The sequence below is a fragment of the Polaromonas sp. YR568 genome (genome assembly GCF_943369415.1).
Lineage (GTDB): Bacteria > Pseudomonadota > Gammaproteobacteria > Burkholderiales > Burkholderiaceae_C > Polaromonas.
Map to the genome: position 1 here is coordinate 14,494 of NZ_CALRNF020000014.1, position 25,395 is coordinate 39,888.

General features: G+C 67.1%; 22 protein-coding genes. 6 read left to right on the forward strand and 16 right to left on the reverse strand.

Annotation, left to right across the window (positions count from 1 at the left end; translation table 11 throughout):
* Nucleotides 1-11: 11 nt before the first annotated feature.
* From tssA to ACLV74_RS10645, 3 genes are read right to left on the reverse strand one after another with little or no spacing between them, the layout of a single operon-like run.
* Complete coding sequence (gene tssA / locus ACLV74_RS10635; protein WP_411879369.1) at nucleotides 12-1,559, reverse strand: type VI secretion system protein TssA; 1,548 nt, start codon at nucleotides 1,557-1,559, stop codon at nucleotides 12-14.
* A 60-nt stretch (nucleotides 1,560-1,619) separates the two neighbouring features.
* Nucleotides 1,620-2,405, reverse strand: a complete 786-nt coding sequence (locus tag ACLV74_RS10640; protein ID WP_411879370.1) for a response regulator — start codon at nucleotides 2,403-2,405, stop codon at nucleotides 1,620-1,622.
* Nucleotides 2,402-4,636: an MASE1 domain-containing protein gene (locus ACLV74_RS10645; protein WP_411879371.1), complete on the reverse strand. Its 2,235-nt coding sequence runs from the start codon at nucleotides 4,634-4,636 to the stop codon at nucleotides 2,402-2,404. The genes ACLV74_RS10640 and ACLV74_RS10645 overlap by 4 nt, the downstream gene beginning before the upstream one ends.
* Nucleotides 4,637-4,829: 193 nt before the next feature.
* Between ACLV74_RS10645 and ACLV74_RS10650 the strand changes: the two genes are divergently transcribed.
* Nucleotides 4,830-6,191 (forward strand): sensor histidine kinase, encoded by a 1,362-nt coding sequence (locus ACLV74_RS10650; protein ID WP_411879372.1) that lies wholly within the window; start codon nucleotides 4,830-4,832, stop codon nucleotides 6,189-6,191.
* A 671-nt stretch (nucleotides 6,192-6,862) separates the two neighbouring features.
* Here ACLV74_RS10650 and ACLV74_RS10655 read toward each other — a convergent pair.
* From ACLV74_RS10655 to ACLV74_RS10710, 12 genes are all read right to left on the reverse strand, one after another.
* On the reverse strand, nucleotides 6,863-7,447 hold the full coding sequence (locus ACLV74_RS10655) for a LuxR C-terminal-related transcriptional regulator (protein WP_411879373.1): 585 nt from the start codon (nucleotides 7,445-7,447) through the stop codon (nucleotides 6,863-6,865).
* Nucleotides 7,448-7,586: 139 nt separating this feature from the next.
* On the reverse strand, nucleotides 7,587-8,930 hold the full coding sequence (locus ACLV74_RS10660; protein ID WP_411879374.1) for a tryptophan--tRNA ligase: 1,344 nt from the start codon (nucleotides 8,928-8,930) through the stop codon (nucleotides 7,587-7,589).
* The gene (locus tag ACLV74_RS10665; protein WP_411879375.1) at nucleotides 8,930-9,598 is read right to left on the reverse strand and encodes a site-2 protease family protein; all 669 of its coding nucleotides are present in this window, start codon (nucleotides 9,596-9,598) and stop codon (nucleotides 8,930-8,932) included. Before ACLV74_RS10665 ends, ACLV74_RS10660 begins: the two co-directional genes overlap by 1 nt.
* A gap of 43 nt (nucleotides 9,599-9,641) precedes the next feature.
* Complete coding sequence (locus ACLV74_RS10670) at nucleotides 9,642-10,277, reverse strand: L-threonylcarbamoyladenylate synthase (protein ID WP_411879376.1); 636 nt, start codon at nucleotides 10,275-10,277, stop codon at nucleotides 9,642-9,644.
* Nucleotides 10,278-10,308: 31 nt separating this feature from the next.
* On the reverse strand, nucleotides 10,309-11,214 hold the full coding sequence (locus ACLV74_RS10675) for a DMT family transporter (RefSeq protein ID WP_411879377.1): 906 nt from the start codon (nucleotides 11,212-11,214) through the stop codon (nucleotides 10,309-10,311).
* Nucleotides 11,214-12,074, reverse strand: a complete 861-nt coding sequence (locus ACLV74_RS10680) for a 3',5'-nucleoside bisphosphate phosphatase (protein ID WP_411879378.1) — start codon at nucleotides 12,072-12,074, stop codon at nucleotides 11,214-11,216. Before ACLV74_RS10680 ends, ACLV74_RS10675 begins: the two co-directional genes overlap by 1 nt.
* Nucleotides 12,075-12,143: 69 nt before the next feature.
* Nucleotides 12,144-12,878, reverse strand: a complete 735-nt coding sequence (locus tag ACLV74_RS10685; protein ID WP_411879379.1) for an aspartate/glutamate racemase family protein — start codon at nucleotides 12,876-12,878, stop codon at nucleotides 12,144-12,146.
* A gap of 125 nt (nucleotides 12,879-13,003) precedes the next feature.
* Complete coding sequence (locus ACLV74_RS10690; protein WP_411879380.1) at nucleotides 13,004-13,720, reverse strand: GntR family transcriptional regulator; 717 nt, start codon at nucleotides 13,718-13,720, stop codon at nucleotides 13,004-13,006.
* Nucleotides 13,717-14,598 (reverse strand): ABC transporter permease, encoded by an 882-nt coding sequence (locus ACLV74_RS10695; RefSeq protein WP_411879381.1) that lies wholly within the window; start codon nucleotides 14,596-14,598, stop codon nucleotides 13,717-13,719. The genes ACLV74_RS10690 and ACLV74_RS10695 overlap by 4 nt, the downstream gene beginning before the upstream one ends.
* A gap of 101 nt (nucleotides 14,599-14,699) precedes the next feature.
* Nucleotides 14,700-15,614, reverse strand: a complete 915-nt coding sequence (locus ACLV74_RS10700; protein ID WP_411879382.1) for an ABC transporter permease — start codon at nucleotides 15,612-15,614, stop codon at nucleotides 14,700-14,702.
* Nucleotides 15,615-15,758: 144 nt separating this feature from the next.
* Nucleotides 15,759-17,063, reverse strand: a complete 1,305-nt coding sequence (locus tag ACLV74_RS10705; RefSeq protein ID WP_411879383.1) for an ABC transporter substrate-binding protein — start codon at nucleotides 17,061-17,063, stop codon at nucleotides 15,759-15,761.
* Between the two features lie 82 nt (nucleotides 17,064-17,145).
* Nucleotides 17,146-18,189 carry an ABC transporter ATP-binding protein gene (locus tag ACLV74_RS10710; RefSeq protein WP_411879384.1) on the reverse strand — a complete coding sequence of 348 codons (1,044 nt, stop codon included), beginning with the start codon at nucleotides 18,187-18,189 and terminating at the stop codon, nucleotides 17,146-17,148.
* A gap of 186 nt (nucleotides 18,190-18,375) precedes the next feature.
* Here ACLV74_RS10710 and ACLV74_RS10715 point away from each other — a divergent pair, with 186 nt between their 5' ends.
* Nucleotides 18,376-19,044 (forward strand): glutathione S-transferase, encoded by a 669-nt coding sequence (locus ACLV74_RS10715; protein WP_411879385.1) that lies wholly within the window; start codon nucleotides 18,376-18,378, stop codon nucleotides 19,042-19,044.
* An 87-nt stretch (nucleotides 19,045-19,131) separates the two neighbouring features.
* On the opposite strand, the gene ACLV74_RS10720 is transcribed toward ACLV74_RS10715, so the two are convergent.
* The gene (locus tag ACLV74_RS10720) at nucleotides 19,132-19,701 is read right to left on the reverse strand and encodes a DUF2325 domain-containing protein (protein WP_411879461.1); all 570 of its coding nucleotides are present in this window, start codon (nucleotides 19,699-19,701) and stop codon (nucleotides 19,132-19,134) included.
* Between the two features lie 338 nt (nucleotides 19,702-20,039).
* Between ACLV74_RS10720 and ACLV74_RS10725 the strand changes: the two genes are divergently transcribed.
* From ACLV74_RS10725 to ACLV74_RS10740, 4 genes are all read left to right on the forward strand, one after another.
* A complete protein-coding gene (locus tag ACLV74_RS10725; protein WP_411879386.1) occupies nucleotides 20,040-20,576 on the forward strand; it encodes a sigma-70 family RNA polymerase sigma factor in 537 nt (178 codons plus the stop codon).
* Nucleotides 20,573-21,556 carry a FecR domain-containing protein gene (locus tag ACLV74_RS10730; RefSeq protein ID WP_411879387.1) on the forward strand — a complete coding sequence of 328 codons (984 nt, stop codon included), beginning with the start codon at nucleotides 20,573-20,575 and terminating at the stop codon, nucleotides 21,554-21,556. Before ACLV74_RS10725 ends, ACLV74_RS10730 begins: the two co-directional genes overlap by 4 nt.
* A gap of 125 nt (nucleotides 21,557-21,681) precedes the next feature.
* Complete coding sequence (locus ACLV74_RS10735; RefSeq protein WP_411879388.1) at nucleotides 21,682-24,144, forward strand: TonB-dependent siderophore receptor; 2,463 nt, start codon at nucleotides 21,682-21,684, stop codon at nucleotides 24,142-24,144.
* A 12-nt stretch (nucleotides 24,145-24,156) separates the two neighbouring features.
* A complete protein-coding gene (locus tag ACLV74_RS10740) occupies nucleotides 24,157-25,323 on the forward strand; it encodes a PepSY-associated TM helix domain-containing protein (protein WP_411879389.1) in 1,167 nt (388 codons plus the stop codon).
* Nucleotides 25,324-25,395: the final 72 nt, after the last annotated feature.

Genomic DNA, 25,395 nt, shown 5'->3' on the forward strand with positions numbered 1-25,395 from the left:
AGCCGGCCGGCTCAGGTCACCAGCTTCACCGCCGTCGCCGCATCCAGCGCCACAATGCGCGCCAGCAGCGCATCCGCCGCGCCGCGGTCTTCCTCGTTTCGAGCCATCACACCGTAGGCCACCTGCAGGCCGTCCAGGGCCATGGCCGGGTCCCACACGCCGAGCTGGTGGCGGTCTATGGCTTCGACCACGGCGTGGGCGAAAGCCTTGAGGGCGGCGCCGGGGCGGTGCTGCAGCAGCAGCTCGCACAAGCGGATTTGCAGCAGCAGCTGGTCGCGCGCCGTGGGCTGCAGCGCGAGCTGCTCCTGCAGGCAGGCGGCCGCGCTGGCGAGGTCGTCGTTGGCCGCGAGCGCGCGGGCATTGCCGATGGCCGCGGTGACCGCGTCGCTGGCGCGGCCTCCGGCTGCCGCTGGCGCGCTGCCGGCGGCTATGCCGGGCATCAGCGTGGCGAGCCAGTCCAGGGTGTCGACGGCGGCGAAAGGCATGCCGTTGGAGAAGCTCAATTTTTCCAGGCCGGGCAGGCGCGCGAGCAGGCGGGCGGTTTCGTTGCAGACTTCCTGGCGCGCGGCGGCGAAGCCGCTGCCCATGCGGCCCAGCGCGGCGGCGCAAATGCCGCTGAGGTCCAGCCAGAACGGGAAGTTGGCCAGCTGGGCTTCGGCGAAGGCCACCAGTTCGGCGTCGGACTGGCTGTCTTTCAACCGGGCCAGCGCGTCGGTGAGCTGCGAAATCGGCGGCGGCAAGCGGGTCTGGCCGGCGTCGGCGGGCGGCAGGGCTTCCAGCGACGACCAGGCGGCCGTGCGGTTCAGGCGATAGGACAGCGGGTTGCTGCTGTCGTTGGCCAGGAACCATTCGGCGAGGCTCCCCAGGCGCGAGCAGGCTTCCTCAAGTGCGCGTTCGACGTTGTCGGCGGAGTCCAGCAGAAGCGTGGCCGGCGGGGCGGCCGTGCTGTCGGCGGCGGGCGCGGCGCCGGCCGTGGCAGGGGCCTGCGTTGGGACCGGCTTGTCTTCGATCACGGTCAGGTTGTTGACCAGGCTCTGCAGCGCGCGTATCGAAGGCGCTTCGCTGTCCTTGTCCACCAGCACCGCGTCCATGGCCGCCAGGCTGGCCACCAGGCGCGCGACCAGCTCAGCCTCTTGCGGCGGCAGCGCGCCCCAGTCGGTTTCGGTGGCGCGCTGCTGCACGCGGTCGACCAGCCACTGCACCGCATTGCGGCGCCCGCGCATGCGCTTGAGGCCGGGGTAGAGCGTGTCCCAGTAGGTCTGCAGCATGTCGGCCAGCACCTGCAAGCCGTCGGCCAGGCCATAGAGCCCGCGCGTTTCCAGCAGGCCGCCCGTCAGGTAGCTCGCGACCAGCAGGTCCTTGCCTTTGGTGGAGAGCAGCTCCGTCGACCACTGCGTGACCTTGTTCCAGTCCATGGTCGCGCTGTGCACCGGGCTGGCGAGCTTGGCGAGTTCGGCTTCCAGCAGTTCGAAGGCGGGCTCTTCGCGCACCTCGTTGCCGGCGGGCAGCGGCCCGGCGATGGGCTGCTTGCCGAGTTCGGTGATCAGGTCAGTCGTCATAGGGCGTCACAAAAGAGGTGCGATGGGGGAATGGAAAGAAGAACGGGGATGCCTGAAGGATCAGTCCCACAGCGCTTCCACTTCGGCGTTCAGGAAATAACCGACACCGCGCTCGGTGCACAGCAGCTTGGGGTTTTTCGCGTCGGCTTCGAGCTTGCGGCGCAGGCGCAGGATCTGCACGTCGATGGCGCGGTCGTAGATGTCGTCGAAGGCGCGCGTGCGTTCCAGCAACTGCTCGCGCGAGATGATGCGCCCGGGCGTGCCGAGGAAGACGGCCAGCAGGTTGAACTCGGCGTTGGTCAGCGACACCGGCTTGCCCTCGGGCGAGGTCAGCCGCCGCGTGTTGAGGTTGAGCCCCCAGGCCGCGAAGCGGTAGGCGCGCGGGTGCTTGCCGCGCGTGACGGGCACCTGCACGCTGCTGTGGGTGGGGCGCTCGCCGGCCGGCTCACCTGTGGGTGCGCCGGGCGCGCCCGAGGCGCGGCGCGTCACCGCGCGTATGCGGGCCAGCACTTCGCGCAGCGAAAAGGGCTTGGTGATGTAGTCGTCGGCGCCCAGCTCCAGCCCCATCACGCGGTCGGCTTCTTCAAGCCTGCCCGTCAGGCAGATGATGGAGATGTTGGCCTCGGCGCGCCATTTGCGCGCCAGGTCTATGCCGTCGCCGTCGGGCAGGTTCAGGTCCAGCAGCACCAGGCTGTAAGCCTTGTTGGAAACCGCCTGCACCGCCTCGGTGGCCGTGCCCACGCCGTCCACCGACAGGCCGTGGCCGGTCAGGTAGTCGATCAGGAGCTTGCGCAGGGCGTCGTCATCGTCGACGACCAGGATGGATTGGGGTTTGGGCTGCATCATGGCTGCTTGCCTTCTTCGTCAAGGTCAACTTCACTGTCGCCGCCGGGCCGGGCCGGCGGGGCGTCGGACAGGCCGGCGGCCATCCTGACGGCCTGGCGCAGGGCCGCGCCGTCCAGGGGACCGGCTATGGTAACCACGCCGGCTTCCTGTGTGATGACGGTGTCGCCGTTCGCGGCGGCCGCGCCGGTGCAGCGCACCAGCGGCCGGCCGGGGTCGGTTTCGCGCAGCGCGGCCAGCAGGCTTTCGGGCGCGCCGGCCTCGCCGGGTGAATCCAGCCACACCAGCAGCTCGGCATGCTCACCCAGGCCTTGCAGGCCTTGCGGCCCCCCGGTGACGGCTGCGGGGTCGTAGCCGGCGGGTTCAAAACCCAGGGCGGCCAGCGCGTCTTCGGTGCGTTCGCGCGCCGCCTCATCCTGCGCGACGACCAGCACGGTTTCGCCCCGGCCCAGCGGCGCGGGCGGCGCGATCAGGGGCAGCTGCGAGGCCTCCTGTGCGGTCAGCAGCGGCAGCATGAGGCTGAAGCGCGTGCGCTCGCCGCGGCCGGTCCACACCGCCACGCCGCCGGCGTGGTCGGCGGCCACGCCGGCGACGATGGCCAGGCCCAGCCCGGTGCCGTGGCCTTTGCCATGGCCCTTGCCGCCCTCCGAGGAGCGCGAGGAAAAGAAGGGATCGAACAGCTGGTGCACATGCGCGGGCGCCACGCCACCGCCGTCGTCCAGCACGTCCAGCCAGGCGCAGTCTTCGCTGAGCGTGTCGCCGACGCCGGTGTCGGCCTCGCGCGCATAACCGGCGGGCGCGCGGCCGGCCGATGTCGACAGGCGCAGCTCGACCCGGCCCGCCGCGGCCTGCGAGGCGTTGCGCAGCAGGTTGAGGATGGCGCGCGCCAGCTGCCCCCGGTGCACCAGCACCGGCACGGGCGCCACGGGCACCTCCACTGCCAGCCGCACACCGGGCGGCAACAAGGGTGTCACCAGCACCACGGCTTCGGACACCAGGTCGCGCAGGTCGGTGGCCTGGCGCGTGCGCGCGCCCTGGCGGCCGGCCAGCAGGATCTGCTCGGTCAGGTCCTTGCCGCGCGCCACGGCGGCCGCAACTTCGCCGAGCGCGGCGCGCACGGGGAGGCCGGATTTTTCGCGCTCCGCCGCGAGTTCGGCATAACCGCCGACGGCGCCCAGGATGTTGTTGAAATCGTGGGCAATGCCGCCCGTGAGAAAACCCATGGTTTCAAAGCGCCGGGCGCGTTCCAGGCGCAGGTTGAGTTTTTGCCGCTCGTTCACCGCGATGCCGGTAAAAAACGACAGCACGGCCAGGCCCGCGAGGTCCACCTGCAGCTCCCAGGTGCCGTCCTCGCCGCCGCGGGCCGCGCTGTAGGGGCCGTAGCCCGCGATGGCCAGGCCTATGCCGGCCGTCGCGGCGACCAGCACGCCCAGCGAGGCGGCGCGCAGGCCGCCGCTGACGGCCGCCCACACCATCACCAGCGCCAGCAGTATGCGCAGCACTTCCAGCGGAAAACCCGGCAGCAGCGCCGAGGCTGCCATCAGCGCGGCGGCCAGCGCGGCCGCCGCGAGCGCCGTGCCCGGCTTGTCGCTGGCCGGCGCCGCGGCCCGCGCCTGGCGCGAGCACCAGGCCAGCAGGGCCGGCAGCAGCACCAGCACGGCCAGCCCGTTGCCCAGCAGGATGACGCGCCATTCCTCCAGCCAGCTGGTGTGCTTGGTCACCGCGCCTATGGTGGCGCCCAGGGCCGCCACCACGCTGGTGGCCAGCAACGGCAGGAAGAACATGAAGCGCGCCAGCTTGCGCGTGGTGTCGATGTCGCCTTTTTCGCAGACCAGGCGCCGGCCCAGGAAGGCGAACAGCGCCACCTCGAAGACATTGAGCAGCGCGAAGGCGGCATCGGCCTTCACCGACAGCGGGTCGGCGTCGCCCACCAGCATCATGGACAGGAATACCGCGACGAGGAAGAGCGGCCACTGGCGGTAGGGCAGGTTCCACAGCAGCGCTGCGGCCACGGCCGGCGCGGGCCAGATGATGGCGGCCAGGGTGTCGGGGCGAGAGGTATAGGCCGCGGGCGTGGAAAGGATGGCGTAGACAAAGGCCAGCAGCAGCGCCAGCAGCGCCAGCCGGGACGGGTTGGCCGGGTTGTCCAGGGCCGGCACGGCCAGCGCCGTGCGCCAGGCGGCGCGTGCCGCCGGGCTCGCGGGGGCGAGTTCGGCCTGTCCATTGCGTTGCATGTGCGGATCCTGCATTTTTTATACCTCCGCCGCGCGGCGCCATCATGCACGGCTGGGTCTGGGCTCCTGGCCCCCAGGCAAGCGCCCAGTGTACGCAATCGGGCGTACACGGGCACCGGTTTTCGTCAGCCCCGCGCAACATCCGCCCGCCGCGTCAGCCAGCCGCGCGGCATCGGGACGTAAACTCGCCCCCATGAACGCTTCCCAGACGATCCGGCCCGCCCAGAGCGTTGCAGACCTGTCACGCGAAGAATGGGTGGAGATGCGCCTGATCCACACCTTCATGCGGTATGCCCGGCCGGCCCTGCACTCGGCGCTGGTGCTGCTGGTGGTCATGGTGGCCATTCTTTACCGCCACGTGGAGCCTGTGGCCCTGGGCCTGTGGGCGACGGCGACGGCCGTCGTGACGCTGGCGCGCTACGGGGTCATCAGCATTTACCAGCGCACCCTGGTCGGTGTCAGCGGCCCGCCCCTGCATGCCTTCATGGCGCGCTACGGCTGGACCTGGCCGGCCAGCGCCATGGCCTGGGGCGCTTCCATGTTCATCTACTTCCTCAAGGCGCCGGTCTACGACCAGTTCCTCTGCATGGTTGTGCTGGTGGGCATGGCCGGTTTCGCGGTGGGCACGTTTTCGTCCTGGTTGCCTTGCTTCAAGAGCTATGTGAACGGCCTGGGGATTTCGGTCGTGATCGCGCTGCTCTACGAACTGGTGGTGGAGAGCGGCATGCCGTCCACCTTCAACACCTACGGCATGCTGGCGCTGGTGATGATTTACTGGGCTGTGATCCGCATCTCCGGCCAGCGCTTTCACGAGGTGCAGCGCGTCAACCTCGAGCTGCAGTACGACAACTCCACGCTGATCAAGTCGTTGACCGAGCAGAGCCGGGCCGCGCTGGAGGCGGTGGAGATCAAGAACCGCTTTATCGCCAGCGCCGCCCATGACCTGCGCCAGCCGGTGCACGCGCTGGACCTGTACGCCGGCTGGCTGGCCGCCGAACCCGAATTCGTCGAGCAGATCACGCCCAAGATCGTTCGCTCGACCAAGGCCGTCAACGATTTGTTCAACTCCCTGTTCGACCTCGCCGGGCTGGAAGCCGACCCTCTCAGGGTCAACCCGCAGGACGTCGACCTGGCCGGGCTGCTGCAGGACCTGGAAGCGCAGTACGCGCCCTTCGCCCGCGAACGCAGCCTGCGGCTCAGGGTGCGCGGGGCCACGGGGCAGGTCCGGTCCGACCCGGTGCTGCTGCAGCGGCTGGTCGGCAACCTGCTGTCCAACGCGCTGCGCAACACCCACCGCGGCGGCGTGCTGATGGCCGTGCGCCGCCGGCGCGGCGTGCCCTGCATCGAAATATGGGACACCGGTGTGGGCATCGCCAAGGAACACCAGCAGGCGATCTTCCAGGAGTTCTATCGCATTCCCTTGCAGGGGACGGAGGAGGGGTTTGGGTTGGGGTTGGCTATTGTTTCGCGGCTCAGCGAGGCGCTTGGCCATCCTGTTGGGTTGGCGTCCCGGGCTGGGAGGGGGAGTGTTTTTTGGGTTGAGCTGAGGAGTTAGTGGCCGGATCTTGCTCCGGCCTTTGCGCTCTTTGCTGAGGGCGGCTGGCCGGGGTCGCCCGGCATGCGACTCACTTTTTTTGCTTCGCCAAAAAAAGTAAGCAAAAAAAGGCGACCCTGGTTGCTGCGTCCCTCCGCTTCGCTGCGGGCAACCTGCGGTGCTCGGTTCAGGCGGGGTCTCGCTAAACTCGCTGCGCTTCACTCCGCTCAAACAACGCGATCCCTGATCCGCCTGGCCCTGCGCTCCTCGGCGCATCCACAAGGGGCAATCGGGAACGGGATCGGGAGCGGGGACAAAGACAAAAAACCAATACCAATACAAACAAGGACACGCCACGGCGTGTCCTTGTGGTTTTCTGTATTCGGGGTTTGTCTTAGGCTGTTTGGTATTCCTTGTCCCCGCTCCCACCCTTGTGGATGCGCCGAGGAGCGCAGGGCCAGACGGATCAGGGCAAAAACTTGTTTGAGCCGAAGGCGAGTTGTTTTTGACCCCGTCTGGACGAGCACCGCAGGTTGCCCGTAGCGCAGCGAAGGGACGCAGGAGCCAGGGTCGCCTTTCTTTTGGGTACTTTTCTTTGGCGAAGCAAAGAAAAGTGCCTCGCCCGCCGGGGCGAGACCCGGCCAGCAGAACTGATCTAAGTTAGCCGATGGGAGCAGACCGCAAGCGGTCTGTCAGAGCAATCCCTGGGTGCGGGCCAGGTGGCTCGCCTGCGACCGGCTCTTGACGTTCAGGCGCCTGAAGAGGCGCCACAAATGAACCTTGACCGTGTGCTCGCTGATCTGCAGCTCTTCGGCGATGTCGCGGTTGCTCATGCCCTTGTCGAGCATGACCAGCAGCTGCTTTTGCCGCTTGGAGAGTTTTTCGGTGGGGGTGCTGGGTTCCGGGTCCAGCTCTTCGCTCAGGAAGACGCGCAGGACGTTGGAGATCTCGGTGGCGCCGGCGGACTTCTGGATGTAGGCATCGGCGCCCGCCTCGATGGACAGGTCCTCGTAGTCCTGGGCCGGGGCGGCCGACAGCACCACCAGGGGCACGTTGGGAAATTGCTGCTTGAGCTCGCGCACGCCGGAGACACCGTTGGTGTCGGGCAGCCGCAAATCCAGGCAAATCAGCTCGGGAACGCCCAATTCCTGCACGGCGGGCATAACGGCGGCAAGCCGGTCAAGCTCGGTGACGGTGGCCTTGCTGCTCAGGCGGCGTATCAACATGACAACCGCTTCCCGCATGAGCGGATGGTCATCTATTACAAAAATACTCATTAATTGATATCTGAAGTATTGTTCCGATTAGCTATTGAGCATAACTGCAGTGTGTCAACTTTGGGGCATAAATAAACTCGGAGAACCGGTATTTTTTCAGAACGCTGATCCAAAAAAACAACAACGCATGAACATATGTTCAGGAGGCGGACGCTTCGGCAAAGAACTTCAGGGCCGCCGCGACGTCGCCGGCTTCGATGCCCGGCAAGGCCTGGACCTGCCCCTTGGCCTGCAGCGCCGCCAGCGCCGGTTGCCCGTCTTTTTGCAGCGCGGCAATCATTTGCGCGGCGTCCCGGGGCGACTCGAAGCCCTGGCTTTGCAGTAGCACCCGGGCCTCGGCGTCCTGCAGCTTGAAGTAGAAAAGGCCGTCCTTTTCGCGGTATTGCTTGAAGGCCGGCGCGGCGGCTTTGCCCGCCTTGGCCTTGGCCGGCGCGGCCGGGCGCGTGCCCAGGTTGCGCAGGCCCACGGCTTGGCGCAGCTCGCCCATGAAGGGCGTGGCCTCGGCGCGGGCCTTCCGCGCGCCGGCCTGCAGGATGGCCTCTATGCCGGCCGGGTCGGCCATGAGGGCGTGGTAGCGCTCGCGCATGGGCGCGACTTCGCGGTCCACGCGTTCGAACAGCATTTGCTTGGCGTCGCCCCAGGCAATGCCCGCGGCGTAAGCTCCGCGTAATGCTTCAGTCTCTTCGGCGCTGGCAAAAGCCTGGTAGATCTGGAACAGGGCCGAGCCCTCGGCGTCCTTGGGCTCGCCCGGTGCGCGCGAGTCGGTGACGATGCCGGCGATCAGCTTGCGCATCTGCTCGCGCGGCGTGAACAGCGGGATGGTGTTGTCGTAGCTCTTGCTCATCTTGCGCCCGTCCAGGCCGGGCAGCAGCGCGACCGATTCCTCGATCACCGCCTCGGGCAGCACCAGGTGCTCGCCGTAGAGGTGGTTGTAGCGCTGGGCCATGTCGCGCGCCATCTCGATGTGCTGGATCTGGTCGCGCCCGACCGGCACCTTGTGGGTCTTGAACAGCAGGATGTCCGCGCCCATGAGGACCGGGTACATGAAGAGGCCGGCGGTCACGTCGGCATCCGGGTCGTTGCCGGCGGCCTCGTTCTTGTCGACGGAGGCCTTGTAGGCATGGGCGCGGTTGAGCACGCCCTTGCCCGTCACGCAGGTCAGCAGCCAGGTCAGTTCGGGAATCTCGGGGATGTCGGACTGGCGGTAGAAGGTCACGCGTTCCGGGTCCAGGCCGGCTGCCAGCCAGCTGGCGGCGATCTCCAGCGTGGACTGCTGGATGCGCGCCGGCTCGTCGCACTTGATCAGCGCGTGGTAGTCGGCCAGGAAATAAAAGCTGCGCACGTCGGCGCGAAAGCTGGCCTGCACCGAAGGCCGGATCGAGCCGACATAGTTGCCCAGATGGGGCGTGCCGGTGGTGGTGATGCCGGTGAGGAAGCGGGTGGGGGACTTGGCGCCGGCGCCGGATGGGGGTTCTTGGGTCATCATTTCAGCAACATCGCCAGCGGCGTCAAAACGGTTTGGATCACGGAGTAGGTCACGTCCATCAGGGGGCGCATCCAGAGGTTGCTGATGACGCCTGAAATCACCAGCGCCATCACGATGAAAAAGCCCCACGGCTCGACGCGCGAGACCAGCAGTGCCTGTTTATAAGGCAGCAGGCCGACCAGCACGCGGCCGCCGTCCAGCGGCGGCAACGGGAACAGGTTGAAGACGAACATCACGACATTGGTCAGGATGCCGGCCTGGCACATCTTGACGAAGAAGGGCTCGGTCATCCCGGCGCCCGCGAGAACGTAAAACAGGATGCCCCACAGCAAGGCCTGCGCGAGGTTGGCGCCCGGGCCGGCCAGGGCCACCCAGATCATGTCGCGCTTGGGGTTGCGCAGGTTGCCGAACTGCACCGGCACCGGCTTGGCATACCCGAAGAGGAAGGTTCCCGCGGTGGCGAAGTACAGCAGCAGCGGCATCAGGATAGTGCCTATGGGGTCTATGTGCTTGAGGGGGTTGAGCGTCAGCCGTCCCATCATGTAGGCCGTGTTGTCACCAAAGTGACGGGCCACATAACCGTGAGCGGCCTCGTGCACGGTGATGGCGAAGAGCACCGGCAGCGCGTAGATGGCGACGGTTTGAATCAGGTTGGCGATATCCATTGCGGGATTGTCTCATTCGCGCCCGCGGGCACGGGCAGCGGCCTTAAAGGCCCAGTGCCGCCAGGTCACCCCGCCCCTGGCGCACCACGACGGGCTCGCCGCCCTCGCCCATGGGCGCCAGGTCTATGACCGTGGTGGCTTCCTGCGGGCAGGCGCCGGCGTCGATCACGGCGGCCAGTTCATGCTCCAGCAGTTCGCGGATCTCCTGGGCATCGTTGAGTGGCTCCGTTGCGCCGCGCGGAATCAGGGTGGTGGCGAGCAACGGCGCGCCGTGCAACTCCAGCAGCGCCTGCAGCACCTTGTGATCGGGCACGCGCAGGCCTATGGTCTTGCGCGAGGGGTGGCTCACGCGGCGCGGCACTTCCTTGCTGGCTTCGAGGATGAAGGTGTAGGGCCCGGGCGTGGCGGCCTTGAGCAGGCGGAACTGCTTGTTGTCGACGCGCGCGTAGTTGGCCAGCTCGCTCAGGTCACGGCACAGCAGGGTCAGGTGGTGCTTGTCGTCCACCCCGCGTATGCGGCGCAGGCTGTCGGCGGCGGCCTTGTCGTCGAGGTGGCACACCAGCGCGTAGCTCGAATCGGTCGGCACGGCCGCGATGCCGCCGCGCTCAAGCAGCGCCACCGCCTGCTTGAGCAGCCGGGTGTGCGGGTTTTCGGGGTGGACTTCAAAAAACTGGGCCATGGATTCTCAAATGGTTCTTAAACCACCGGATTCAAGACTCGACCGGCTCGATGGCGACCCGGCTTTGCCGCACGGCCAGCCAGGCGCCGGCCGCGCCGCAGATGGCGATCATCACGATGCCCAGCATGGACCACTGGTCGGGCACGTGCGAAAAAGCGATCCAGCCGCCCAGCATCGCAAAGCCGATCTGCGCATAGAGGAAGGGCGTGAGCGTGGACACCGGCGCGCGGCCGTAGGCCAGGATCATCATGAAATGCCCGACCGTGCCCATGAAGCCCATCAGCGCCAGGCAGGCCCAGAGCGTCCAGGAGTCCAGCGAAGCCCAGGCAAAGGGCAGGGCCAGCGAGGCGGCCAGCGTGCCCACCCAGCCGGTGTAGAAATGCATGGTGAAGGGGTCTTCGGTGCGCGCCAGCCGGCTGGTCAAAATCTGGAACCAGGCATTGCAGATCACCAGCCCCAGCGGCAGCAGCATGGTCAGGTTGAAGTCGTCGCGGCTGGGCCGGATGATGATCATTGTGCCGACGAAACCGCCCACCACCAGAACCCAGCGCAGCCAGGACACGCGCTCTCCCAGCGACAGCGAGGCCAGCAGCGTGATGACCAGCGGCGTGATCATCACGATGGCGGTGAATTCGCCCACCGGCATGTACTTGAGGCTGAAGAAGGCAAACACGCTGGTGCCCAGCAGCAGCAGGCCGCGCAGGAACTGGAATTTCGGATGGGCGGTCCTGAAAATCGACATGCCGCGCGAAGGCAGCACGGCGATGGTGGTGGCGACGGCCTGGAAGGCATAACGGAACCACAGCGCCATCAGCACCGGCACACTGTTGGAGATGAACTTGGTGGTGGTGTCCAGCACCGCGAAGCAGGCGACGGCGGCCACCAGGAGCGCAATGCCGGTCGGGGCGTGGGAGGTGTTTCTCGCGGGACCGGCCATCACTGGATGCGGTCCGCCAGCAGTTCCCACACGGGCGTCAGTTCGCCCGGCAGGAAGGGCAGGGTGCCCAGGTCGGTGTGGCTCTCGTCGGGGCTGTGGAAGTCGCTGCCGCGCGAGGCGGCCAGGCCGAACTCTTTTGCCGTTTCGGCGTACTTGAGGTATTCCTGCGGCGTATGGCTGCCGGTGACCACCTCCACGCCGCGCCCGCCGTGGGACTTGAACTCGGTGAACAAGGCGTATTCCTCGTTGGGGGTGAACTTGTAGCGGCCCGGGTGCGCGATCACCGCGACGCCCTGGGCTTCGGTGATCCAGGTCACGGCGTCGCGCAGGTTGGCCCAGCGGTGCGGCACGTAGCCGGGCTTGCCTTCGGTCAGGTATTTGCGGAAGACTTCCGGTGTTTCGCGGCACACGCCGGTCTCGACCAGGAAGCGCGCGAAGTGCGTGCGCGAAATGAGCTCGGGGTTGCCGACGAACTTCAGCGCGCCTTCGTAAGCGCCCTTGATGCCCACCTTGGCCAGCGAGTCCGACATTTCCATGGCGCGCTGCTCGCGCCCGCCGCGCGTGTTGCGCAGGCCCTGCTGTATTTCGGGATTGTCTGCGTCAAAGCCCAGGCCCACGATGTGCACGGTTTGCCCGGCGAAGGTGACGGAGATCTCGGTGCCCGTCAGGTATTGCATGCCCTGGGCCTTGGCGGCCGCGGCGGCACGGTGCTGGCCGCCGATTTCGTCGTGGTCGGTCAGGGCCCAGAGTTCCACCCCGTTGGCCTTGGCCCGTTCGGCCAGCGCCTCGGGTGTCAGCGTGCCGTCCGAGACCACAGAGTGGCAATGCAGGTCGGCATTCAGGATGTTATGGGGGGTCACAGGGCCATTTTAGGCTTTATGCCTTTGCACTGCAGTGCGCGCTCACATATCCCTGCGAAGCTGCTCGGGCTACAAGCCCAAGGCGGTCAGCTCCGGCGACAGGTTTTCCCAGGGCACGTCGAAGCCCGGCTTGGCGCGCTGCGGCGGCGGCGCGTGGCTGCGCAGGGCCCAGTGGGCGCCGGCCAGCACGCTGTCGATGAGCGGCACGCCCAGCCCGGGCTGCAGCGCCGCGGCCATGCCCGCCAAGCCGGCGCCGCCCAGGATCACCGCCTGCGCGCCCAGCTGGCGCACCGCATCGCGGCAGGCCTGGGCCAGCAGGGTGCGGGCGGCGGCCGGGTCGGCGGCCAGCTGCGCGCCCGTCGGCGCGACGGTGTGGATGCCGGCCAGCGAAGGCGCGTGGCCCAGCGCCTGGGCCAGCCGCTGCAGCATGGGCCCCCAGCGCTCGCCCCCGGTGACGATGGCAAAGCGGCCGTGGCGCGCCGCTTCGATGAAGGCCGCCTCGGCCAGGCCGGTGACCGGCACCGGGCTGCTTTCACGCAAGGCCAGCAGGCCGGGGTCGCCAAAGCAGCCTATCAGCACCGCATCGGGCGGTTCACTCGCGCCGGCAAGCGCGGCCGCCCAGGCGTCCAGCGTGGCATGCGAAGCCACTGCGTAACCGGCTTCGTCCGAAATATAGGGCGCGCCGAAGCGGGCGGTGACGGTGCTGACCTGCACATGCAGCCCGGCGGCGGCCTGCACGTGGGTTTGCAGCAGCGCGCTGACCGAGGCCGAGGTATTTGGATTGATGACGAGCAGCTTACGCATGGAGAGTTCACCCCCGTCCAGGCTCACTGCGTGTAGCCTGTTCCCCCCTCGAGGGGGCGGCGCCTGGGGCCGGCGAAGCCGGACCCTCGGCCCCCACTGGTGAAATACCTCCACTGGTGGCCATATCAGGAGAAGAGCGTGGCCAAGTCGGGCGCCTCGCCCGCCGGCGGCGTGAACTGCAGTTGCGACTCCAGGCGCGTCAGGTGCTCGCGCATGTGGCGCGCCGCTTCCCGCGCGTCGCGCAGGCGTATCGCGTCCAGCAGCACGCGGTGTTCGCGGCAGCCGCAGGCGGCGGCCTCGTCACGGCTGTCCTTGCGGGCCGTGCTGTAGGTCATCAGGATCAGCGAGGTGCGCGAGGTCAGTTCGCGCAGGATGCGGCCCAGCGTCTGGTGGCCGGCGCATTCGGCGATCTGCAGGTGGAAGTCGCCCGACAGCCGGATCGCGCGGTGCATGTCGCCGGCCAGGCGCGCCGCTTCCTCGTCGTCGATGCAGCGCTTGAGCTGCTGCATGTCGGCCTCGTTGGCCTTGGCGATGAAGAGCTCCACCAGCGTGGGCTCTATCAGCCGGCGCACCTCGAAGACCTCGCGCGCTTCCTGTTCGGTGGGCTGGGCCACGGTGGCGCCGCGGTTCGGCACCAGCGTGACCACCTGCTCGTTGGCCAGGCGCAGCAGCACCGGGCGTATGCGCGTGCGCGAGACGCCGAAAGCGCCGGCCAGCTTGTCTTCGCCCAGCCGGGTGCCCGGCGGCAGGCGATGGTCCAGGATGGCCGAGACCACGCGCTCGTACATCTCACTGTCGCTCGGGGGCGCCGCGGGCGCGTTCACCGGATTCAGCGCAATCATCGTTTTCCTTTTTTCTGCCGCTTGCCCAGCCACCAGGCCAGGCCCATCGCCAGCGCCATCACCCCCAGCGACACCACGGTGGTGACGGTGCCCAGCGCATAGATGGACGGCGTGGTCACGGTGGTCGTCAGGCCCTGCAGTTCCAGCGGCAGCGTGTTGACGTCGCCGATGGCCTGCGAGGTGCGGGCGATTTCGTCCCAGCTCAGCGTAAACCCAAACATGCCTATGCCCACCACCGAGGGCGCGATCAGCGGCAGCACCACGTGGCGAAAGCCCTGCCACGGCGTGGCGCCCAGGTCGCGCGCGGCTTCTTCGTAAGCCGGGTTGAAGCGGTTGAACACCGCGAACATGATCAGCAAACCGAAGGGCAGCGTCCAGGTCAGGTGCGCGCCCAGCGCCGACGTGAAGAGGCCCAGCGCCGTGCCGTATTCCTCCAGCGCGCCCGTCATGCCGAACAGCTCCAGCGCCTTCTTGATGCCGTTGTCCAGCAGCCGGAATTCCAGGCCTATGCCCAGCGAGACGATGATGGACGGCATGATCAGGCTGGCCACCACCACAAAAAACAGGGTGTTGCCGCCCGCGAGTTTTTTGCGGAAGGCCAGGCCGGCCAGCACCGACAGCACCACCGTGAAGACCGTCACCGCCAGGCCCAGGCCCAGCGAGCGTTTCAGCGCCGCGCCTATGTCCACCACGCCCAGTCCCTCGGCCAGCTTGTGAAACCAGTGCAGCGACACGCCGCGCAGCGGAAAGGTCAGCCCGCCTTCAGGCCCCTGGAAGCTCAGCAGCACGATGATGAACATCGGCCCGTAAAGAAAGAGCACGAACAGCGTGAAGAACGCGGCGAGGAACCAGAAACCGGCAGAGCGTTTATCGGACATAGCTTAGAACCTCCGCAGGAGGGGCCGCAGCGCCGGGCCGCCCCAAGCAAGGCCAGCCCCCTCGGGGGGCAGCGTAGTACACGAAGTGACAAGCGTGGGGGTCATAGTTCCTTCCGGATGTCGACCAGCCGCGTCAGGGCCCAGATGATCATCAGCACCAGCGCCAGCAGGATCACCGCATTGGCCGCCGCCAGCGGGAACTGCAGGTAGGAGGTCTGCACCTGGATGACCTTGCCGATGGAGGCGATCTGCTGGCCGCCCATCACGCCTATGGTCACGAAGTCGCCCATCACGATGGTGATGACGAAGATGGAGCCGATGATGATGCCCGTGCGCGACAGCGGCACGATGACGTTCCACAGCGTCTGCCAGGCCGAGGCGCCGCTGTCGTTGGCCGCCTCGATGAGGCTGCGGTCTATGCGCATCATCGAGTTGAAGATGGGCACGATCATGAACATGGTGTAAAGGTGCACAAAGGCCAGCACCACCGAAAAGTCCGAGAACAGCAGCCACTCCACCGGCTGGTTCACCACGCCCATGCCCACCAGGCTCTGGTTGACCAGGCCGTTGCGTCCCAGCAGCGGCACCCACGAGATCATGCGGATCACGTTGGACGTCCAGAACGGGATGGTGCACAGCACGAAGAGCAGCGTCTGCACCCCTTGCGAACGCACATGGAAGGCCAGGAAATAGGACACCGTGAAGCCCGTCAGCAGCGTGATCAGCCAGACCAGGAAGCTGAACTTGAAGGTCGACAGGTAGGTCTTGAAGGTGACGCACAGCTCCGACGCCTTGCCGCAGCCGTCGAAGATGGCGACGTAGTTCTTCAGCGTGAAGCCCGGCAGCAACTCGTATTCATTGAAGTCCCAGAAGCTCACCATCAGCACCAGCGCCAGCGGGACCAGGAAGAACAGCACAAACACCGTCGTCAGCGGCAGCGCCTGCCACCAGGCGGCCAGCGCACGCCCGGGCGCCTTGGCCGGGGCGGAATGTGCAGTGACAGCAGGAGCACTCATAAATATCCAAGGTAAAAGGCCGAGGGCAAGCGAAGCGAAGCCTGATCCAGGACACCGCGGAACCGGCTTTGCCGGGCCGCAAGTGTCGTCCCCTGCAGGGGAGAGGCCGCTACACGAAGTGAGCGACCACAGGGGGGTGCTTATTTACGCTGCCACAAATTCGTTCCATTTCTGGACCATGTAGTTGTTCTCATCCATCACCGCATTCCAGCAGGCAATGCCGCCCATGCGCGCTTCATAGCTGCCGCCGTCGCGCACCGAGCCGGTCTTGGCCAGCACGTCGCCGGTGGGGCTCTTGATGTCCTGCGTGGCCGGCTTGCCTTCCATCCAGTAAGCCCACTCGTAGGCTTCCATCTTGGCCTTGGCGGTTTCCAGCACGGCGCTGTAATAGCCCTGGCGGTTCAGGTAGGCGCCGGCCCAGCCGTCGAGGAACCAGTTGATGAATTCATAGGCGCCGTCCAGCTTCTTGCCCGACAGCGTGGCGGGCAGGCCGAAGCCGGCGGCCCAGGCGCGGTAGCCTTCCTTGAGCGGCTGGAAGTTGCAGGCGATGCCCTTGGTGCGCACGGCCGTCACGGCGGGGCTCCACATCGACTGGATCACCACCTCGCCTGAAGCCATCAGGTTCACCGACTCGTTGAAGTCCTTCCACAGCGCGCGGAACTGGCCGGCCTTCTTGGCCTCGATCAGCGTGGCGATCGTCAGGTCGATCTCCTTCTTCGTCATGTTGCCCTTGTCCGGGTATTTGTAGATGCCCTTGGCTTCCACCACCATGGCCGCGTCCATGATGCCGATGGACGGGATGTTCAGGATCGCGGCCTTGCCCTTGAACTCGGGGTTCAGCAGCTCGGCCCAGGAGTTGATCGGGCGCTTGATCAGGTCGGGGCGTATGCCCAGCGTGTCGGCGTTGTAGACCGTGGGGATCAGCGACATGAACTGCGTCGGGCTCTTGGCGAAGACCTTGCTCTTTTCGCCTTCGAGGTAAATCACCTTCTTGGGGGCCGTGCCCTGGTCGCCTACGGCCTTGCCGGCCACCGTGCCGGTGGTGAACAGCGTGGTGATCTTGTCGGCGTTCTTGATCTTCTTGGTGTCTATGCCCTTCAGGTTGCCGGTGGGAACGATCTTCTTGAGCGAGAAGTACTCGGTGTCTATCAGGTCGAAGCTGTTGGGCGCGGTCACGGCGCGCTTGGTCACGTCGTCGGTGGTGACGGCCACGTACTGGATAGTGATGCCGGTGTCGGCCTTGAACTTCTCGGCAATCGCCTTGTCCTGGTTCACCGCGGTGCCCAGGTAGCGAAGCACGATTTTTTCCTGCGCATGCACCGCGGGGAACATGCCCGTGGCCAGGATGCCGGCCGTGCCCTTGAGCAGGGAACGGCGGGCCACGCCGCCTGCCGGCGTGTCGGCGGCGATGTCGTGGGGAGCTTGTTGATCAGGAAGAGCGTCGGACATGGTGAAAACTCCTGGTGAAGCGGTTGAGGAAAAGTGATCTTTGGCGAGGGAGTAGAAAGAGAGGACTGGCCGCCGTCATTTGTCAGGCCTGCAGCGAGTGCGCCGCCTCGGGCGCCCACGACAGCTGCACGCTGTCGCCTGGCGCATAGGGCCGGGCCGCGAACGCCGCTTCCGACACCATCACCGACAGCTCGGCCGTGGTGCTGGCGCTCAGCGACACGCCGGGCTTCTGCAGGCCCAGCAGCACGTAGGTGCCCTGGTATTCGACGTCGGTGACCACCGCGCGCCGGTTGTGCGCCGCGTCGGGCGCGGCCTGGCCGGCCGGGGTGATGTTCATGTGGTCGGTGCGCACGCCGATGCGGCCGGCCGGCGTGTCCAGCACGTTGTGCCCGCCCATGAAGCGCGCGACGAATTCGCTGGCGGGGCGGTTGTAGATCTCGTGCGGCGAGCCCACCTGTTCGATCAGCCCGTGGTTCATCACCACCATGGTGTCGGCCAGCGCCATCGCCTCTTCCTGCGAGTGCGTGACGTGGATGAAGGTCAGGCCCAGCTCTTTCTGCCAGCGCCGCAGCTCGGCGCGCATCTGGATGCGCAGGAACGGGTCCAGCGCCGACAGCGGCTCGTCCAGCAGCAGTACGCGCGGCTGCGTGATCAGCGCGCGCGCCAGCGCCACGCGCTGCTGCTGCCCGCCCGAAAGCTCCGCCGGCTTGCGCTCGGCCAGGTGGCCCATGGCCACGCGCTCCAGCAGGTCGCCGGCCTGCTTGCGGCGCGCCGCCTTGTCCACGCCTTTCATCTTGAGGCTGAAGGCCACGTTGTCCAGCGCCGACAAGTGCGGGAACAGCGCGAAGCTCTGGAACATCATGGCCGTGCCGCGCCCGGCGGCCGGCAGGTCGGTGATGTTGCGGTTTTCCAGCAGGATGTCCCCGCTGGTGACGGACTCATGCCCCGCCATCATGCGCAGCGTCGTGCTTTTGCCGCAGCCCGAAGGCCCCAGCAGGCAGCAGTAGCTGCCGCTGGCGATGCGCAGGTTGATGCCGTCCACAGCAGGCTTGTCTTGCGGCCCGTAGCGTTTGGTCAGCGCGACGGCTTCAATGGCGGCGGGTTCGATGCTGGCAAGGGCGTTCATGCCTGGCTTGAGTGCAAGGCCTGTGCCAGGTTTTGTACGCGATTGGCTGGCGGATTGTGTACAAAGTTCCCGCTTCTGGTGCCCGGCTGCCCCGGCCGGGTGCAAAAACTGCCGGCGACGGTGCGCGCCAAGGCTGTCGCGGCGGCGGCTTCAATCCGGCGGGGGATGGCCTACCATGCACTCACCATGATCACCCTGCACCACCTCAACAACTCCCGCTCGCAACGCATACTCTGGCTCATGGAGGAGCTGGGCCTGCCCTATGAGATCCAGCGCTACCAGCGCGACCCCAAGACCATGCTGGCGCCGCCCTCGCTGCGCGCCGTGCACCCGCTGGGCAAGTCACCGGTCATCACCGACGGCGAACTCACGCTGGCCGAATCGGGCGCCATCATTGAATACCTCGTAGCCCGCTACGGCGCCGGCCGCCTGGCGCCCGCGGCCGGCACGGGCGACCACCTGCGCTACACCTACTGGATGCATTACGCCGAAGGCTCGGCCATGCCGCCGCTGCTGCTCAAGCTGGTGTTCGACAAGGTCGAGAACTCGCCCATGCCCTTCTTCGCCAAGCCGATCGCCCGCGCAATCGCCGGCAAGGTCAAAAAAACCTTCATCGAGCCGCAGCTGCGCCAGCACCTGGACTTCCTTGAAATGTCGCTGCCCCAGGGCGGCTGGTTTGCCGGCGCGGATTTCAGCGGCGCCGACATCCAGATGAGCTTCCCGCTCGAAGCCGCCGCTGCGCGCGGCGGGCTCAATGAAAGCCGGCCGCGGCTGATGGATTTCCTGGCACGCATCCACGCCCGGCCTGCTTACCAGCGCGCGATCGAGCGCGGCGGCGAGTTCGGGCTGCAGTAAGGCCTGCTTATTTTCTGGCTCCTTCCCCCGCTGGGGGAAGGCAGGGATGGGGGCTCTCCGGCCTGCGATCTGAAGCCGGCCACACCATCAATCGCTGCAAGCCCCCATCCCAACCTTCCCCCAAAGGGGGAAGGAGTGGTTTTGCAGCGCCTGGGGCTGCTCCACCAAAACGCACTGCTTGCCGGTGCGCCGGCAGTGGTCCTGCACACGCCAGTAAGCGTCGTGGCTCACGCAGCCGGTCTGGCAGATCACCAGGTCGGCCGCCACCAGGCTGGCTTCCAGGGCAGGGCCGTCCTGTTCGTCCTCGCCGCCGTGGTGCAAAAAGCGGCCGCCGGCCATTTCAATCACGCGCTGCGTGGCGCTGGTGCCGGGGCCGTCTTCGCCGACACACAGCACGGATTTTTCGCGCAGGTCGCCCAGCGCGGCGGGCGCGTCTTGCGATGCCGGCGGCAAGGCCGCAGCGTGCCTGTTCCAGCCCAGGCGTTCCCGCATCAGCTCGCGCATCAGGTCCTGCACCCGTTTCGCCAGCGATTCAACCCGCCGCGCCAGGGTCAGGCGTTTGGGCAGGCCGGGGATGGCGGCTTCCAGCGCACGCCTGTCCTCGCGTTCGCAGGCCAGGGCGGTGTCGCGCAGGATCAGCGCGGCGCGCAGGCGCACGGCTTCGGCCTGCAGGGCCGTGACCTGCGCCGCCTGGCGGCTGATCACCGCGCTGCAGCGGCGCTGCGCCTCGCCGTATTGATTCAGTAGCGCCCGGTATTCGCGGGCAAGGTCAGCTTGCGCTGCCGGCCAGGGTCCTGACATGGTTGAACTCCCCGTTCTGGTGACGCCCTGTCTGCGGGCAAAAATCCATCTTAAATGAGAATGGCTCTCATCTGTGAGTCTCGCCGGACCGCGGCGGTTTTAGGCCGGCCGGGCTTTCGGCCCTACAATTGAGAATTATTCTTATCTGTGGCCGGCAGTGCAGCGGGCCCTGAATGGGCAGTTTTCCCTTTTTTATGTCCACCGCCGATATAACCAACGCCCATTGCGAGCCCGCCGGCCAGAAGGTGGACGCGCTGTACAGCGACCACCACCACTGGCTGCGCGGCTGGCTGCGCCAGAAACTCGGCAATGCCTTCGACGCGGCCGACCTGGCGCATGACACCTATGTGCGTGTCATTGCTTCCGGCAAGACGCCGCAGCCTGAACAATCACGGCCCTACCTCACGCAGATCGCCAAAGGCCTGCTGATAGACCTCTACCGCCGCCGCCGCATCGAAGCCGCCTGGCTGGCCACCGTCAGCCTCATGCCCGAGGCCGAAGCCCCCTCCGAAGAAGCCCGCGCGCTGGTGATAGAAGCCCTGATGGAAATCGACGCCGTGCTGGACCGCCTGCCCGCCAAGGCGCGCCAGGCCCTGCTGCTGTGCAAGCTCGACGGCCTCGGCTACCGCGAGATCGCCGACCAACTCAAGGTGTCGGTGTCCTCGGTGGAGAAATACATCGCCTCTGCGCTGCTGGCCTGCTACCAAGCGCTGCACGGGGAGGGCGCATGAGCCGCTCCGGCCTCATGGACGAGCCGCTGCGCGACCCGGCCGTGGTGCGCCAGGCCGCGGTGTGGATGGCGCGCCTGTGGTCCGGCGAAGCCAGCGACGCCGACAGGCAGGCCTGCGAGGCCTGGCGCGCGGCCCATCCCCAGCATGAACTCGCCTGGAGCCGGCTGCAGGCTTTTGAAAACCGCCTGTGCGGCGTGCCGAATCAGCTCGCGCGCCAGGCCTTGCTGGCGTCCCCCGCCGCAGCGGCCTCGCGCCGCCGCGCGCTGGAACTGCTGGGGCTGGCCGCGCTGGTGGGCGGCGCGGCCTACGGCGCGCGCGAAACCGAAACCTGGAAGATCGCCGGTTCGCAGCACCGCACCCGCGCCGGCGAAACCAAACAACTCGAGCTGCCCGACGGCACCCGCCTGGTGCTCAACACGGCCAGCGCCATCGACGTGAGCTTCGACGCGCGCGAGCGCCGCATCGTGCTGCAGGCCGGCGAAATCCTCGTCACGACCGCGCCCGACCCGGTCTCCGTGCACAGGCCCTTCATCGTGCAGGACAGGCATGGCACGGTGCAGGCGCTGGGCACGCGCTTCACCGTGCGGCAGGACGCGGACAGTTCACGCGTCGCGGTGTTTGAAGGTGCGGTGGAAATCCGGCCCGTGCGCGGCGGAGGCCGTCCTGTCCGGATAGAGGCCGGCCAGCGCACGGTCTTTTCGGGCGAGCAGGTGCAGCCCCCGGCGCCCGCGCAAGAAAGCGCCGCCGCCTGGGCGCAGGGCAAGCTGGTGGCCGAGCGCATGCGCGTGGCCGACTTCCTTGCGGAAATCGCGCGCTACCGGCCCGGCATCGTGCGCTGCGCGCCTGAAGTCGCCAACCTGGAGGTCAGCGGCGTGTTCTCGCTGGAAGACACCGACCGCGCGCTGCTCAACCTGACGCTGGGGCTGCCGGTCGACCTGGTGTACCGCACACGTTATTGGGTCACCGTCCAGGCCAGGTAGCCCGCCGCGCCTGGGTTTGAAGGCGGCGCCAAAAAATATTTTCACGCGGCATTGAGGGTTTGGGCTTCTCGTCCGGAAGACCTGGTGAACACATCAGAAACCCCTGACACCCGAGGACCCCGGACATGCCACGCAGACCCGCAAGCACTTCTCCCCTTCCCAGCCTTTCCGGCGAAGCACCGCGCCTGAGCGCCGGCGCGGCCGCCGTGCGCTCCGCCCTGCTCGTGGGCCTGGCGCTGGGCGCGCTGGCCCTGGCCGCACCGCAACAGGCCCACGCGCAGGCCGCCGCCGCGGCGCGCAGCTACAGCATCCCGGCCGGTTCGCTGGACCAGGTGCTCACGCGTTTTGCCAGCGCCGCCGGCGCCGAGCTGTCGGTCGACGCCGCCCTGACGCGCGGCAAAAGCAGCAACGGCCTGAACGGCAGCTTCACCGTGCAGGACGGCTTTGCCGAGCTGCTCAAAGGGCAGGGCCTGCAGGTGGTGCGCGGGGCCAACGGTGCGTACTCGCTGCGCGCGGCGGCCGCCGGTGCCGGCGCCGACACCGGCGCGGCTGCGGGCCCCACGCTGGGCGCGGTAACGGTCACCGCGGCCGCGGAACGCCCCGGCGACGCGCCTGCGCCTTACGCGGGCGGGCAGGTGGCCTCCGGCGCGCGCCTGGGTTTCCTCGGCAACCGCGACGTGATGGACACGCCCTTCAACATCACCAGCTACACCGCCCAGACGATTGCCGACCAGCAGGCCAGGACGATTGTCGAAATCCTTGAAAACGATCCCTCCGTCCTGACCACCACTTCCCGCCTGAACGGCATGGACCAGTTCAACGTCCGGGGCTACGCCGTGAACAACTCGGCCTCGTCCTTCGGCGGGCTGTACGGTGTCGGCCCTTACTACCGTGGAACGCTCATGGGCGTCGAGCGCGTGGAAGTGCTCAAGGGCCCCGGCGCCTTGATCAACGGCATGTCGCCGACCGGCTCGATAGGCGGGAACATCAATTTGGTGCCCAAACGCGCCGGCGACGAGCCCTTGACCCAGTTCACCACGCGCTACCAGTCGGATGCGTCGCTGGGCGGGCAGGTGGACATCGGCAGGCGTTTCGGCCCCGACCAAAGCACCGGCATACGGCTGAACGTCGGCGCCAAAGGCGGCGACGGCAGCTATGACGGCCAGAAAAACTCGACCCAGGAAGCCACGCTGGGGCTGGACTACCGGGGCGACCGGGTCCGGCTGTCGCTCGATGCCGGTTATATCGACAGCAAGACGGACGGATCGGAAGGCGTGCTCGGCATGGCGGCGGGAAGCGCCGTGCCTTCCCCGCCCGGTGCCAGCAGCAATTACTACCAACGCTGGAATTACTGGAACACCCTGGCCAGCTACGGCGCCGCGCGCGCCGAATGGGACATCGCGCCCAATGTCACCGCGCACCTGGCGGCGGGCGCGCGCAAGGCCACGGAAGACATGTTTTTCCCCTCGGGTACCAACCTCACGGCCTCGGGCAATTTCACCGAGGTGTCGACGGCCCAGAAAGGCACCTGGAGCAATTCGACGGTAGAGATCGGCCTGAAGGGCCGGTTCGCCACCGGCACCGTCGGGCATGAGGTGTCTGCAATCGCCTCCACCTTCAGCGAAGAGCTCGGCTTCGGTTACACGCCGGGGCCCAACATCGCCTCCAATATTTATTCGCCCAACCTGGTCGCCAAACCGGCGCTGGCCCTGCCGCCGGCCGTCAAGACTTCGGACACCCGGCTCAGCGGCTTCGCGCTGGCGGACACCCTGTCCTTCGCAGCGGACAGCGTCCTGCTCACGCTGGGCATGCGCCACCAGAACGTGCGCAAAGACAACTTCAGCGCAACCGGCGCCGTCACCACCAGCTACAACGAAAGCGCCAATTCGCCGGCTGTGGGCCTGGTCGTGAAACCGTTCAAAGGCCTGTCGCTCTACGGCAACTACATCGAAGCGCTGACGCAAGGGCCCACCGCGCCCGCCAGCGCCCTCAACAAGGGGCAGGTCTTCGCGCCCTACCAGTCCAGGCAATACGAGGCCGGCGTCAAATTTGATGCCGGCGAGGTGGGTGCCACCGTCAGTGTGTTCCAGATCACGCAGCCCAGCGGCTTGACCAATCCCGCGACGCAGGTGTATTCGCTGGACGGCGAGCAGCGTAACCGCGGCATCGAGTTCAACACCTTCGGCCAGCTCGGCAAGAACGTGCGCCTGCTGGGCGGCGTCATGTTCCTCGACGCCAAACTGAGCAAGACCGCCAACGGCCTCAACGACGGCAGGACCGCCGTCAGTTCACCCCGCGTGGCGGTGCGCCTTGGAAGCGAATGGGACCTGCCTTCGGTCCCCGGGCTGACGCTGACCGGCCGCGCGCTCTACACCAGCTCGCAGTACGTCGACAACGCGAACACGCAGAAGATACCGGGATGGACGCGCTTCGACGCGGGCCTTCGTTACCGCACCACCATGCTGGGCAAGCCGGTGGCGATACGCGCCAGCGTGGAAAACCTCTTTGGCCGCGACTACTGGCTTTCCGGGAATCTGTACCGCGGCGCGCCGCGCACCTACCTGCTGTCCGCCACTTTTGATTTTTAAGCGCTGAGACCCATGCCGCGCCGGCTGGACGCAAGAAGCTGCTACCGGGTGCATCGCTGGAGCAGCCTGCTCTGCACCGCGTTCCTGCTGGTGGCTTGCCTCTCGGGGCTGCCGCTGGTTTTTTCGGATGAGATCGCTGACTGGCTGGGCGAAGAACCCGGCTATCCCCGCGTCGAAGTTCCGGCGAAACTGCCCAGCCTCGATGCCATCGTTGCCGACAGCCTGCGGCGTTATCCCGGCCGGCAGGTTTCCTCCATCACGCTGGATGACGAAGCGCCGCAGATCGTGGTGGCGCTGGTGGCCTCCACGTCGTCCACGCCCTCCGTGAAGGACGAGCCGGGCAAGCGCTACTTCCTGCACTTTGATGCCCGCACGGCCGAACTGCTGCGCGAGTCCGAGCCCCGGCGGCAAAAAAGCCTGACCTTCATGGGCACCATGCTCACGCTGCACATGGAGCTTTTCAGCGGCTTGGCCGGCGGCCTTTTTATGGGGCTGATGGGTTTGCTGTTTGCCATTGCGCTCATTTCGGGCGTGCTGCTCTATGGCCCCTTCATGCGCAACATCGACTTCGGCACCGTGCGCGCCTCGCGCTCACCGAGGCTCAGGTGGCTGGACCTGCACAACCTGTTGGGCGTGGTCACCGTGGTGTGGGCGCTGGTCGTGGGCCTGACCGGCGCCATGAACGAACTGGCTGTGCCGCTCTTTTCTCTGTGGCAGAAGACGCAAGTTCAAGGCACGCTCCAGCCCTGGCAAGGGAAGAGCCCGCCGGCGCCGGCTGAACTGGGCTCGGTGCAAAACGCAGTGGACACAACCAGGCTGGCCCTTCCCGGCATGCACGTCATCAGCGTGGTGTACCCCGGTAGCCGCTTCGGCAGCCCGCACCACTACCTGGTCTGGGCCAAAGGCAGCACGCCGCTGACCAGCCGCCTCTTCAGCCCCGCGCTGGTCGACGCCCGAAGCGGCGAACTGTCGTCAGTGCTCAACATGCCGTGGTACCTGCGCGCGCTGGAGGTCTCGCGCCCGCTCCACTTCGGCGACTACGGCGGCCTGCCCCTCAAAATCATCTGGGCCCTGCTGGACCTGGTCACCATCGCGGTGCTGGGCAGCGGCCTGTATTTGTGGTTTGCCCGACGCAAGGCGACAGAAGCGCGGCTTGACAAACTGGCGCGGCCTTATTAAGGCCAGGCTGAATCACAACCCAACCTTATTACCGTTCGCCCTGAGCTGCCTGTCCTGAGCCTGTCGAAGGGG